The sequence below is a fragment of the Robertmurraya sp. genome (genome assembly GCF_036676585.1).
Taxonomy (GTDB): domain Bacteria; phylum Bacillota; class Bacilli; order Bacillales; family Cytobacillaceae; genus Robertmurraya_A.
The window spans coordinates 1-13,332 of record NZ_JAKFCQ010000137.1; the positions used below are offsets into that span (position 1 = coordinate 1).

12 protein-coding genes are annotated in these 13,332 nt (G+C 35.3%); 9 read left to right on the plus strand and 3 right to left on the minus strand.

The genetic code is table 11. The annotated features are described in order from the left end of the window. The coding region (locus tag ACGLXV_RS17660) for a D-glycero-alpha-D-manno-heptose-1,7-bisphosphate 7-phosphatase (RefSeq protein WP_391559658.1) at positions 1-369 on the plus strand (369 nt) is incomplete at its 5' end. Between the two features lie 43 nt (positions 370-412). On the opposite strand, the gene ACGLXV_RS17665 is transcribed toward ACGLXV_RS17660, so the two are convergent. From ACGLXV_RS17665 to ACGLXV_RS17675, 3 genes are all read right to left on the minus strand, one after another. After that, positions 413-721, minus strand: coding sequence for a hypothetical protein (locus tag ACGLXV_RS17665; RefSeq protein WP_391559659.1), 309 nt, complete (start codon positions 719-721; stop codon positions 413-415). 70 nt (positions 722-791) lie between these two features. Continuing rightward, positions 792-1,802 (minus strand): Gfo/Idh/MocA family oxidoreductase, encoded by a 1,011-nt coding sequence (locus ACGLXV_RS17670; protein WP_391559660.1) that lies wholly within the window; start codon positions 1,800-1,802, stop codon positions 792-794. A 69-nt stretch (positions 1,803-1,871) separates the two neighbouring features. Then, the gene (locus ACGLXV_RS17675) at positions 1,872-2,708 is read right to left on the minus strand and encodes a Cof-type HAD-IIB family hydrolase (RefSeq protein ID WP_391559661.1); all 837 of its coding nucleotides are present in this window, start codon (positions 2,706-2,708) and stop codon (positions 1,872-1,874) included. Between the two features lie 282 nt (positions 2,709-2,990). On the opposite strand from ACGLXV_RS17675, the gene ACGLXV_RS17680 reads away from it, so the two are divergent. The 8 genes from ACGLXV_RS17680 (at position 2,991) to ACGLXV_RS17715 (ending at position 13,315) form a co-directional block, all read left to right on the plus strand. Beyond that, entirely contained in the window at positions 2,991-3,998 is a 1,008-nt protein-coding gene (locus tag ACGLXV_RS17680) for a DUF3231 family protein (RefSeq protein ID WP_391559662.1), read from the plus strand. A gap of 391 nt (positions 3,999-4,389) precedes the next feature. Further along, complete coding sequence (locus ACGLXV_RS17685) at positions 4,390-5,808, plus strand: alkaline phosphatase (protein ID WP_391559663.1); 1,419 nt, start codon at positions 4,390-4,392, stop codon at positions 5,806-5,808. A 250-nt stretch (positions 5,809-6,058) separates the two neighbouring features. Further along, positions 6,059-6,733 (plus strand): response regulator transcription factor, encoded by a 675-nt coding sequence (locus ACGLXV_RS17690; protein ID WP_391559664.1) that lies wholly within the window; start codon positions 6,059-6,061, stop codon positions 6,731-6,733. Positions 6,734-6,744: 11 nt separating this feature from the next. Beyond that, complete coding sequence (locus ACGLXV_RS17695) at positions 6,745-8,169, plus strand: sensor histidine kinase (protein WP_391559665.1); 1,425 nt, start codon at positions 6,745-6,747, stop codon at positions 8,167-8,169. A gap of 72 nt (positions 8,170-8,241) precedes the next feature. Then, positions 8,242-9,045 (plus strand): DUF3919 family protein, encoded by an 804-nt coding sequence (locus ACGLXV_RS17700; RefSeq protein WP_391559666.1) that lies wholly within the window; start codon positions 8,242-8,244, stop codon positions 9,043-9,045. A 1-nt stretch (position 9,046) separates the two neighbouring features. Further along, positions 9,047-10,069, plus strand: a complete 1,023-nt coding sequence (locus ACGLXV_RS17705) for an ABC transporter substrate-binding protein (RefSeq protein WP_391559667.1) — start codon at positions 9,047-9,049, stop codon at positions 10,067-10,069. A 30-nt stretch (positions 10,070-10,099) separates the two neighbouring features. Further along, positions 10,100-10,906 (plus strand): histidine phosphatase family protein, encoded by an 807-nt coding sequence (locus ACGLXV_RS17710; protein WP_391559668.1) that lies wholly within the window; start codon positions 10,100-10,102, stop codon positions 10,904-10,906. Between the two features lie 1,209 nt (positions 10,907-12,115). Next, on the plus strand, positions 12,116-13,315 hold the full coding sequence (locus ACGLXV_RS17715) for a coiled-coil domain-containing protein (RefSeq protein WP_391559669.1): 1,200 nt from the start codon (positions 12,116-12,118) through the stop codon (positions 13,313-13,315). Positions 13,316-13,332 lie beyond the last annotated feature (17 nt).

Here is a 13,332-nt window from a genome sequence, read left to right on the forward strand (position 1 = left end):
CAGGGGGGAGTCGGGCTAGGATTCATGAAAGTGAATCAACTAGAAACGATCCATGAGCACATGATAGCTGAGCTTAAAAAAGAGGGAGCTATTATTAAAGATGTAGCATACTGTCCGCACAAGCCAAAATCGGGGTGTGAATGCAGAAAACCTGGCTCTAAAATGATTACCGACTTAGCCATGAGATATCATATTGACCTTGCTCAGTCCTATATGGTCGGTGATACTGACACAGACATCCAAGCAGGGAAGAATGTAGGAACAAAAGGCGTTTTTCTTGGAGAGAGTGACCCACTAGCGGATGCCGTATTTCCTGATTTACTGAGCGCATCTGACTGGATTATAGAAGATGCTACAAAATCTGGATAAATATAATGCCCCAACTCTTTGAGAAGGGGCCAATGTTCTGATGTTATGATATATCTGAAATATGTTGGTTTTCTATATCCTTCGTGGGAATGTACAGTTGTTCTATCATTTTACCTAGATTACTAACATATTCTTCGATTTCAGGAGGGGTATATCCAACAGAATTCCACGCTGCTTCTCTTCCTCCGTACATACCAACCGCTCTTTTTGAACTTAGTATGCGTTTTACTTCTCCATAATGAAGATAAACTTCCCACAACCATTGATAGTGCTCTTCTGTGCTAATTCCAATCATTTTGAGATTGGACCAATTATTATCTGTTTCACCTAGTTTATTTAATTTATGGATCATAGTACTCCAGCTCCTTATGATTATGTCTTAATTCTTGACATATCATAGGGTGTTTATAACTGGAGAGTATTTACTCTTTGATATGGTTAATCCCTTCTTCTAAAATTTCCATTTGCCGTATGGTTTCTTCATCCTTAACAATTTTTTCTTTTTCATTAAGGATCGATTCATACACTCCATCGTAAATTCGCCCGTAGTCACCAACTTCAGAAATGACTTTCTCTTCATGATAGTTTCCATCATCATCCACATAAGTTAGAACGCCATAGTGTTCTGGTAAATCAATCCCAAAATCCTTATTGGTTGGCATATAAAATAGTTTCAAGTGTTCTTCTTGTCTATCTTTTGTTTGTTTAACAAAAACACCTTTATTGCCATAAACGACAAAGCTAGGACGCTCTTTCAAACGGAAATAACTAGATTTAACAGAAACCTTTTTGGAGTCATAAAAGAAATCCAAATCAAAATAGTCATTAAAATGTCCTTTTCCAAGAAGTTGTCTCACATCATAAGTAATATGATTTGGATTACCAAAGTAAGAGAGTACTTGATCTATTGTATGGCATCCGTGTCCATACAGATAGCTGTGTTCTCTAGAAAACTTTAAAGACTTTGGTACTTCAGGTCTGAAATAATCATAGTGCATTTCCACTTCTAAAATATCTCCTAATACGCCACTATTAATAACCTTTTGTACGGTTAGGAAATCTGAATCAAATCGGCGATTTTGATAGCATTGAATAAATAGATTCTTTTCTTTTGCATAGGTAAATAACTCTTTTGCTTGGTCAGAAGTCTGTGTAAATGGCTTTTCGACTAGTACATGTTTGCCTTTTTCTAGTGCCAATTTAGCATATTCATAATGTTCTACTGGAGTACAAATGACGACTAATTGAATCTCGTCGTCGAGCCAGATTTTATTTAAATCATGAACATAATTTACTTCAGGTATTTTCTCCCAAACACTGTTATCTCGTCGAGAGTATATAGTTTTCACTCGAATGTTTCCGTTTTTTAATGAAAAAGGTAGGTGATAGCGGTTCGTACTTTTGCCATTTCCGATATAAGCAATCGTTAACATAAAAAACTCCTCCCATTCTCTTTTGCTAGCTTGATTATATTTGAAATGATAAGTATTGAGAACGCTTATTTAGATCAATCCATATTTTTTAAAACTATTATAGATGCCATCCTCATCATGTGTATCTGTCACATCATTAGCTATTTTCTTAACAGCTTCATTTGCATTTCCCATTGCAATTCCGTAGTGGACGAATTCAAGCATTTCTAAATCATTCCAGCTATCACCGTATCCAAAGGTATCTTCTTTTTTTATGTTTAAGTGATTAATTATCTTTTCAATACCTGTCGCCTTATTTACACCAAGAATGGATATTTCACCACAATTTTCTCCGAAAGCAGCTACTGTGCTAGGAATGACCGTGAATTTAGATGCAAATTCTTCTTTTATCCTCTCAAGGGGTAATTTTGATCCAAAAAAGGAAATCTTATTAATATCATCTCTAAGTAAGTCTTCACTCTCAATAATAGTATCGAAAATAGACTCAAATCCTTTTTCTATGTCTATCTTTGAATTAGGATCAGCTTTATGTAATTGTTCTAAAATCGAACGCATACGAGTGTTACCATTTTTACGAGTAAATATACCAATGTTTGATTCCAGATTAAACTCGATGCCATGATGGTTAAAAAAGTCTACAACATGCTTTACATCCTCTTTTTTAACATTTACGTGTAATAACACCTCTTGATCCATTTCTATGTACCCTCCAGCAGAACCAATCATCCCATCAAACCCAACTTCCAGTATATCAGGGGAAATTAGCGATTTTGGCCTTCCCGTACAAATAAAAACAAGGTGGCCATTTTCTCTAGCCTTTTGTACGGCAAGTTTGGCTGATTCAGGGATAATAAGTTTATCGTTAACCAAAGTTCCATCGATGTCCAAGAAAATAGCCTTTTTCATTTTTTAACCCTTCCTATTCTTCATCTTGAAGACAAGTATATTTGATATCTCTTCTAATTTTTATAGAGTCAGATTATATCTATTTTATTTTTGTTCTGTTGAATAGAAAATAGGTCAAGGCTTTATTGTAATGGATAACAACTAAAATTATGTGTTACATAAATGAAACATCTTGTTACATTCTTGGTTTGTTTAGTAGTATTTTGTGAAATGTTGGACTTAATATTTCAAAAATAATTAATACAGAATGGGAAAAAACTAATAAGAAAGGAGTGGGATAAATTGAGTCATACCAAAACCAATATGCCTATTGTAGAACTAACCGCAAACGAGGTCTCAAACATTTGGTCTTCCTATATCAAAAGTAGTATGGAGTTAAGGCTTTTTGAGTACTTTTATGCAAGCACAGAAAATATTGAAATAAAACAAGCGGTAGAAAAGATGTTAAATCAATCTCAAGAAAATCTTAGTGAACTGAAGGAGATTTTTATTAAAGAGAATTTTACAATCCCTCTTGGTTTTACGAATGAAGACGTAAGGATTGATGCACTCAAAGTATTTTCCGATACATTTATTTTGTACTTTTGTTTTGATCTAACACACCTATCGATGAGTACATATCCATCTGCAATATCAGATTGCACCAGAAGCGATGTGCGAAATCATTTTCAAAAAAACATTGCTTTTTCTGTAAACATACAGAATAAACTAGTAGATTTGATGTTATCACAAGGAGTATATTTGAAACCTCCACAAGTAGCGATAGAAAGTGAGTTAGAATTTGCTGATTCGATGACATACCTCAATGGTTTTTTTGGTGGATCTCGACCTCTTAACACTGCTGAAGTTTCTAATTTATCCAGAATTGTTCATCGAGCACAGTTTTCAAAAATGGTATTTGTCACTTTTAGTAAATTAGCAAAAGAAAAAAAGTTAAAACAGCATTTTAGTAATGGTAGAGATGGAATCGAAAAAGTTTTGGATTCACTCCAAGAAGTTCTTGATAAAGAAAATATTCCGATTTCTGCATCAGGAGATTATAAAATTTCCGATGTAGACTTTTCTCCATTCTCCGATAAATTAATGTTGTTTTTTGTGAATACTTGTTTGGGAATATTCTGTTTTACCATGATAAGTCAGGCGATGACTTCCAGTTTAAGAACCGATATTGTTTCTAAACTTGGCGAAATTTCTGACGATATGAAGAAATATTATGGTTTAGGTTTACTATTAGCAATAAAAGAAAAATGGTTTGAACAACCTCCACAAGTAGTAAATAGAAAAGTCTAGTTAGAGATGTTTCTTAGATGGTTCCAGATTTTCCGGGAGAATTAATAACAAGATGTATGCCAAACTTAAAACAATATTGCAAAAGGGGAGGTGACCTATTAGTCAACTCCCCTTTTGTCATTTTCGAACATTGTATAGTGATCTTTTCTAATATGTCTACTATTCCAAATAATACTGAAAGCGCTTTAATGATACATTTATGAAACAATTAACTGATAATTTTGAAACAGTGATTGATTATTTTAAAAGGGAGCATGAAAAGTGAACAAAGGTCTTGATCTTCAGTCTTTGGTTCAACAATTCTGCATATTGAAAAGGAGATTAGGTAGGTACTGGCCATATCTTACAAATCTCTTAGTTTTTTAAAATTATCATTATGGGGGAGATAACGATGAAGAAGTTTAAAAGGTTAGGCGTAGTTCTTAGTGCAATACTGGTAACCGGTTCTCTACAGGCTTGCGGTTTGGTTGAAAATTCACAAATTCAAGAAAAGAATGTGGCAGCAGCTGCGGAAACAAAAACAAAACCCAAAAATGTAATAATGTTAGTTGGTGATGGAATGGGTATAGGTCAAGTTGGACTAGCAGGAGTACTTGAGAATGGAAAAGATGGAAGACTTTTTATGGAGTCGCTCCCTAATGTAGCCTTAATGCACACTTCTTCAGCCAATAATATTGTTACTGACTCAGCTGCAGCTGGAACTGCCTTAGCAACAGGAGTTAAAACCAATAATGGTATGATTGGTGTGGATCCAGAGGGAGTTCCAGTTGATAGTCTACTTGATAAGTTTAAGAACAGCGGTAAGAAAGTTGGAGTGGTAACGAATCATCCGTTAACAGATGCAACACCCGGAGCTTTTGTTGGTAGTACAGCTGATCGCTGGACTGGAAATGAAGATCTCGCCAGACAAATACTAGAAAATAAGGTAGATGTCGCTTTAGGAGGTGGTGGGAAATACTTCAAACCGGAAAAGCAAAATGGTGTTAATTTAGTAGATTCCTTTAAGGAAGAAGGATATACAATTGTATCAAATAAAGAAGAATTAAAAAATGCTTCTGGAGATAAGTTATTGGGTTTATTTAATGATTCTTATATGAATTATGTTATTGACCGTGATGATATAAGTAGCCAAGAACCTTCTTTATCAGAAATGTTTAACGGAGCAATCAACGTCTTGAACAAAGGGAAAAAAGGTTTCTTTTTAATGCTGGAAGGTGGTCGAATTGATCATGCCGCTCATGGAAGTGATGCAACAGGAATCTGGAAAGAAACGATTGAGTTCGATAACGCTGTAAAAACAGCAGTGGAATGGGCTAAGAAGGATGGAAACACATTAGTTGTTGTAGTTGCTGACCACGAAACAAATGGAATATCTGTAACTGAATCAATGAAGACTGAAGAATTAAAGGGCATAAGTGTGTCACCAGAATTCATGGCGAAAAAATTAGTTAAAGATCCTTCAACAAATAGCTATACTCCTGGTAGTGTAATATCTGTTTTTAAAGAATACGCAGGAATTGATTTAACGGATCATGAGGTTTCTACCTTCCTTTCTAAGATTAAAGACCAAAGTGGCACAATTTATCCGGAAAATGTAGTTTCTTGGATTATGGGAAGTATGATTGCAGAGTACTATAAAGTCGGAGTAGTGAGTTTGGATGTTGTTCTAAGCAGTCCAACTACAGCAGGACACACAGCGAACATGATTCCTGTTTTTGCTTACGGACCAAGTTCAGAAAAGTTTGAAGGAGTATTAGATAATATTGATATTCCAAAAATAATTACAGAAATCTCAAAGATAAAAAATTAATCAAGCTAATATAGAGGATAATTATGGAGTAGCCGTATGACCTGTACGTACGGACCTATGAAAGGCGCATGAATAGTTTTCATGCGCCTACTCTCTTTTTAAAGGTATTACATAAGATTTCCAAAAATTGATGTTAAATATTAAAGATTAATAGTATAGCCGTACTAACCATTTCATTGTACACTAATGTAAATATTTGATCCCATTGCAAAAGAATAGTCAAAATTCTTATAGAAACCAAGGTGATGATATGAAAATATTAGTAATTGATGATGAACAAAGTATTTTAAACCTTATTCGTTTAACTCTTGAGTTAGAGGGATATGAAGTTCTTACGGCTTCCAATGGGAAAGAAGCACTTGAATATTGGGAAGAAGAACCAGAAATGATTCTGCTTGATCTTATGCTTCCGGATACAGACGGATATCAATTGTTTCGTATTTTTCGAGAGAAGAATTCGAATATCCCAATTATTATGCTCACGGCCAAAAGCCAAATGAATGATAAACTGCTTGGTCTCCAGCTTGGTGCGGATGATTACATCACAAAACCATTTCATAGTACAGAATTATTATTACGTATGAAATCTATTGAACGGCGACTTCAAACTCATACTTTAACCGAAATATCTGCAAATCTTTTAAAAGTCGGTTCCATTACATTACATATTGAGGAACGTAAAGTATTTGTGAATGACAAGGAAATTAGTCTAACGTATCGAGAATTCGATTTATTAAAGCTATTCATTATAAACAAACAGCGTGTGTTTACAAGAGATGAGCTCCTAACGAAAATTTGGGGATTTGAGTATATGGGAAATACAAGAGCTGTAGATATTATGATTCAGCGGCTACGTAAAAAGCTTGGTGATGATGGAAATGAGATTAAAACAATTTACGGTGTTGGTTACAAACTAGAAAAATGAGGATTGTCTCTATGTCACTACAAAAAAAGTTAAAACGAACCATTTTATTTTTGTTAATCCCGTTTATGTTCTTACTGTATGCAGTTGTAATGGCACAGTTTCAAAAAAATGTGTATGAAACTGCTGTTAGCTCTTTATATACCTTGAGCATAGAAGCTCAAACTTATACGATAAATTACATTTCACGTGAACAAGAAAACACAGACTTTTCGTTAGAAAGAAGTGCTTCACTCATTGCACCTTATTTAGCAAAAAGAATGGATACGAGAATTCAAGTTTTCAGTAAGGACGGCGATTTACTTGCTGATAGTGAACCATCACCTTTAACATATCTCAAGAAAGATATTAACAAAGCCTTAAAAGGAACGAAATCTTATACATTCGAGAAAACAACATCATTTCCGTTACTATTATTCTCAAATCCAATTTACATAAATAATCAAACGGTTGGTGTTGTCCGTTTTCTCTATCCCTTAAAAAAGGAAACAAACTTACTCACAAATATGAATGTGATTTTCTTAACTACTTGTTTAATATTATCATTGATTGCTGTATATATAGTGGAACGTTTTTCACGTTCATTGAGTAGACCTATTCTTCATCTTAGTGAGAGGGCAAAGCGACTATCAGAAGGTGATTATGCAACCAAAATTGATCTAGCTGATTACGAAGAAATAACGAAGCTCTCCCATTCGTTTAATGTGATGGCAGAAGCGATTGAGTTCAACATTTCACAGCTTGAAGCCGAAAAAGCAAAGCAAAAAGACTTTTTTGATCGGGTTACACATGAACTAAAGACACCTCTTACAGCTATTATGGGATATTCACAGCTCATTCCAAAGCTACAAAAGCAAACTGATGTTGAGCAAAGCTATCATTATATCATAACTGAAAGTGAACGAATGTTCCGGTTGATTGAAGAACTGCTACGACAGTCAAAATTTGGTCAAAGTCATTTTATGGTTTCACCAATGATTGGTGAGCTTAGACAGTTAATTGCAGCTGCTTTTTATGTAGTGAAACCAAATTTAGATAAATATCAAATCCATGTTGAACAATCTATTCCTGTTGTTTACATCATGATGGATTCGGATAAAACCAAACAAATTTTCTTAAACATATTTGATAATATCATCAAGTATAGTGACGCTACTTTCATTGCATTGTCTTCAAAACAAACAGAATCATATCTTCATGTATATATTGAAGACAACGGTATTGGTATGGACGAAGAACTTGTTAACGAATGGAAAACAGCCCCTGCCGAACAAAAATATTTCTCATCTAGCCTTGGAAATGGCTTTGGATTGTTTATTTGTCGTGAACTAATGATACAACAAGGTGGTCTTATGGACATAGTCTCAACAGACACTGGTACGGTTATTACACTATCTTTTTTACTTCCATCACATGTGCAAAAACTGAAAGCGTTTTAATGATATATTTATGAAACAATTAAATGATAATTTTGAAACAGTGATTACTTATCTTAGAGGAGAGCAAGAAAAGTGAACCGACTCTTATCTATCATGCTTCTTATCGTCTTGATTACAATGGGCATTTTTGCTGTAAATATGTATACAGACTACTATTTTTTTAAAGAGGTTAAGGTGATAAATGACAAGGAAGAAGTGCTTCAAAAAGCAACTCACTCTCTTCCAGTTCAAGCGGTGATTGACCATCAAAATTGGGGTACATTGCAAATTGACGATGAAGCTCGTTTATACGAGCTTACTAGTTTCCTAGATAAGCTTGAACAGCAAAAAATGGCAGTTGATATGCTAAAAACTGAAAGCGATTTTTTGATGTGTACGGTCATTTATTTAAACGGCACCCAAAAAAAATATTTCATGAATGAAGCACTTTTAAAAAATGATTCCTTGTTTGATGAGTCCTATCCAAAATCAACTGTAATCGCTTTTTACACGTATTTACTCAGCTTATTTTATACACCTGAGAGTATAGCGACATTTGCTTCGAAGTCTAGTGAGATTACACTAAAAGCCACCGGACTCAAGCAGACGTTAGCATTGGAGCAAAAAAAGTCTTTTATACGAACGCTACAAACAGCGAAAGAACTGCCTAGTCATCAACGCTGGAACGATAGTGAACATTCATTATCGGATGAAGCTGGCTTTGTGACCATCTATCAAGATAAACAACCAGCGACAAGGAAAAGTGAGGATATTATACAGATTACGGTATTTAAAAAATATTACGTCATCCGATATCTTGGTGATCCAAATGGCAATGCCATTTATTTTGCCGGTGATTTAACCACTTTTTTACCTGTTGTGCATAAGGAGTCATGATATGAAGAAATGGACACTTTTCAGCTTACTTACTACCATTACTTTGTTAATTGTTAGTTGTTCCAATTCAACAACACCAATTTCTTATGATAGGAACGGATTTCCTAATTTGAAAGGACATCATCTTGTCGCATATGTTGCTACAAGTGAAGAAGTTGGGGAGGCATTATTATCATCTTTTTGCGAGCAACGTGGATGCACATATGAATTTCTAAGGCTCTCAGCCGAAGAAATAGTTAGGCGTGTGACTGAAGAACGTCATGCTCCGAAAGCAGACGTTGTCATTGGTGGTACACTTGATGCCCATATCGTTATGAAATCGAAGCAATTATCAACACCTATTTCCATCGAACATAAAGATTCATTTCCAAAGGAACTTTATGACTCAGAAAACTATTGGTTTGGCTTTGAAATACTTCATCTTGCAATTGCAGTTAATACTGAACTTTGGCAAATGGTTATGAATGATACACCTATTCCACCCTCCTTATCACTCCAAGATTTAATGGATGAAAGATTTAAAGGGAAAATAGTAATGTCTGATCCAAACTTCTCTGGTACAGCCTTTACCTTATTTTCATCGATTGCGCAAACGATGAGCAAAACAGATGCTCAGACATTTGTAAAACAACTATCGGAAAATACGGGAGCGGTTACAGTTAATGGGTTTATGCCTATTCAAATGGTTGGCTCTGGTGAATATATGCTAAGTTTTAATTTTTGGGGAAGTAGTCCACCTGGGTTACCAATCAAGACCATTCAACTAAAAGGGAAAGCTCTTTCTACAATTAGCGGTATATCAAAGCTGAAGAATGCTCCTAATGGACAGGTTGTTGATTTATTTATTGATTATTGCTTATCAGATGATGCAGGAATAATCATGAGACAAGTTTCGGACGTTTCTCCCATTGTTAAAGATAGTATACGGGAGCCTATTGTTCATTCGGCTCAGCCCTTGCAACAAACAGTTCAGCATACAAAAGAACTGATTGAATATTGGAACAAGCTACGATTATCAAAGTAATAAGGGGTTACACAAAAAGGAGAGAAATAAATGAATCGTTTATTACAATTGATTGTCGCAGTATTTAGTATATTTTTGATTGTTGGGTGCAGTAGTGCTTCTACTACAAAGAAAATAGAGAACGAATCAGTAAAAGATGGAGAAGTTACTTTCTATATTATGCGTCATGGCAAAACCATGCTAAACACAACAGATCGGGTTCAAGGATGGTCCGATGCTGTTCTCACTCCCGAAGGAGAAAAAACTGTAGGTTATGCTGCAAAGGGCTTACAAGATATTGAATTCTCAGCAGCTTATAGTAGTGACAGTGGGAGAAGTGTGCAAAGTGCTAATATTATATTAGATGAGAACAAAAAATCAGATTTATCCCTACAGACAGATAAACGTTTACGAGAATTCAATTTTGGAAGTTATGAAGGTGATTTAAATCATACGATGTGGACTGATATCGCAGACAGCCAAGGGAAGACACTTGATCAGTGGATGGCTGAGGGGATTTCACCGAAGGATTTTGCAAATAGTGTCGCTGAACTAGATAAAGACAGAGTAAAAGAAGGAGAAAATTGGCCAGCCGAGGACTATGATACCATAAAAAAACGTTTGAAAGAAAGCATTGATGAGATTGCTAAAAAAGAAAGCAAAAAAGGGAACATCAATGTATTAATTGTCTCTCACGGTTTAAGTATTGGTGCGTTAGTAGATACTTTAGCTGAAGGGTACGAGCTTCCTGCTGGAGGCTTGAAAAATGCTAGTGTTACCACCATTAAATATAAAAATGGCGAATATAGCATAGAGAAGGTGGGTGACCTTAGCTATATTGAAAAGGGTCAAAAATAGAATAATTGCGGAAAAACAACAATCTATACAAAAATAACCATTAAAAGTTAGAAAAGCTACGCTTAATCCAATTCGAAAAGGGTGTGGCTTTTTTTATTAGTTTCTTCTTTGTTATTTCATATTGTAAAAAATGTTGAACAAACAGTATTATAGGGCAACGCTATAATTAACTCAGATAGTATAGTTAACAAGAAAGCCAAGCATACCTATTTGTATGCTTGGCTTTCAATTATATTGTTTGCTTGTTTTCTGAACATCAGGTTAAGCACCGTATCTGATAAATAAACGGAAAAATTCCGCTTAAGTAGTAAAAATAATAAAAAATAGTTCTAATAGTCGGAGAGATTCCGCCTATTGGCTCGAAAAACTTGAAAATGGGCGGGGGTTGCTTTGCATAACCGGAAAATCTCCCCTTATATGCCCCGAAACGAGCTTCATTCTGTTTCTAACCGGAAAAACTCCGTCTATTTTACTTTTGCTGGGTTCCTCAATTAAGGAAAAACCTCTTTTAAAAAGAAGGGAGATGAAAACCATCACAACCAAGAGATTCTCATGTTGATGAAGGTGAACCATACCATATAAATAGACTCATAAGCATGGAGTATTTGATTCAGGGGAGAATTCTTGTGGTAAGTGCACGGATTATAACTGCTGCCGCCATCTTTGCAAAAAAAAGCCGAGCAAGGTTATCGCATAGTGTGAAGTCAGTCTTCGACTCGGAAATCTCAAAGTCCTCGTTACTTCGCTTTCCTTCCAATGAAGGGGAAGCTAATTCAGCTCTTCGTCATTTATGATTTCGCCTTGGACTGTATGAGCACTTCGTCCTGCCACAATTGATACAGATAGATGATAAGCGAAAAACCGACCATCATAGCAACAATAGCTATTCTAGGTATTGATCCAGGGGGATTAATGCCTTTTTCTATGTATGCTTTGTCATTTTCTTAAATTCATATTTTAAAAGTAATTTAGTTACAACCTCATATTCTTCGTCTGTAACAGGTTCCAACCATTTAGGCGTACCAGTTGTCCAGAACTAGAATTCTATTATATTTTTAAAAATCATGTTGAATTAAGTGATATTTGAAATATATTTGTAATCTTTATTGTCAAATTTTGATGATATAATACTATTATCATAGCTATTTGTCGAAATGCTAATTATACATATAATTTGTGTCGCTGCGTAGAAGCAGGGAGGATCCTAAATTGAAGAAAACTTCATTAATTACAATTATTACAACATTTACAGTAGGATTTAGTAGCTTACTTACTGTTTCATCAGTGAATGCCGAATCCATTCAAAATATTCAAAGCAATATTGTAAGCGCTCAACAACAGCTTAGTAGTTTACAAGCACAGCGTTCGGAAGTAGAAGTACAAATACAAAAAAATGAACAAGCTATTGCTGACAACAGTGCTAAAATTGAATCTACAAATGTTCAAATTGTTGAATATCAGGCTGAAATTGACCAACTAAACAGTGTAATTTCCGAGATTGAAGAACGAATTACTGCCCGTAATGAAACTTTGAAAGCCCGTGCTGTTTCGTATCAAGCTAGCGGTGGTCAGTTAAGTTATTTCGATGTAGTATTTGGTTCAAAAAGTTTTGGTGATTTTATTGACCGTGTTGGAGTAGTTGCAACAATACTCGATGCTGACCGGGAAATGATAGAAGCGCATGAAGCGGATAGAAAGGAAGTACAAGAGAAATACAAGGAAGTCGAGCAAAAGCTAAACGACCTGAACAGTATGAAGGTTGAACTAGAGGGAATGCAAGCTCAAATTGCTGAGCAAAAGGCAAACAATGAGGCTCTAAGAGCACAGTTAGTAAACCAAGAAAATGATAGTAAAGCAGAAATTTCAAGCCTTCAAGAGCAGAAAGCAGAATTACAAAGAGCTGCGGAGGCTGCGATAACAGCGGTTTCTGTCTCACCGAAATCACAAACTGGGACAAGTAAAGGAACTTCAGTTAGCAGCTCTAATTCAATACCTGTTTCAAATACAGCAGTCTCATCTGGTTCTATTTCGACTGTAATAAATGCAGGCAATAAGTATATTGGGAATTCAGTCTATGTATTTGGTGGTGGAAGAACAGCCTCTGACATCGCGAATGGACGTTTTGACTGTTCTGGGTTTGTCTCTTGGGCATTTTCACAGGCTGGTGTTCGCGTTGGTGCTAGCACGGAGACTTTAAAAAATACTGGTACACCTGTATCTGTAAATGAGATGCGTCCTGGTGATATGGTATTCTTTAATACATACAAACAGGATGGACATGTTGGAATTTATATCGGCGGTGGCAAATTTATCGGATCGCAAAGCTCAACAGGTGTAGCCATTGCTAATATGTCGAGTGGATATTGGGCAAATACGTTTAATGGTAGAGTTATGAGAGTTATTCATTAATAGATTAAAAGACAGGG

Coding starts and splice junctions, on each gene's coding strand:
- ACGLXV_RS17665 (WP_391559659.1), bottom strand. CDS start 721: ATGATCCATAAATTAAATAAACTAGGTGAAACAGATAATAATTGGTCC.
- ACGLXV_RS17695 (WP_391559665.1), top strand. CDS start 6,745: ATGTCACTACAAAAAAAGTTAAAACGAACCATTTTATTTTTGTTAATC.
- ACGLXV_RS17690 (WP_391559664.1), top strand. CDS start 6,059: ATGAAAATATTAGTAATTGATGATGAACAAAGTATTTTAAACCTTATT.
- ACGLXV_RS17675 (WP_391559661.1), bottom strand. CDS start 2,708: ATGAAAAAGGCTATTTTCTTGGACATCGATGGAACTTTGGTTAACGAT.
- ACGLXV_RS17685 (WP_391559663.1), top strand. CDS start 4,390: ATGAAGAAGTTTAAAAGGTTAGGCGTAGTTCTTAGTGCAATACTGGTA.
- ACGLXV_RS17670 (WP_391559660.1), bottom strand. CDS start 1,802: ATGTTAACGATTGCTTATATCGGAAATGGCAAAAGTACGAACCGCTAT.
- ACGLXV_RS17705 (WP_391559667.1), top strand. CDS start 9,047: ATGAAGAAATGGACACTTTTCAGCTTACTTACTACCATTACTTTGTTA.
- ACGLXV_RS17710 (WP_391559668.1), top strand. CDS start 10,100: ATGAATCGTTTATTACAATTGATTGTCGCAGTATTTAGTATATTTTTG.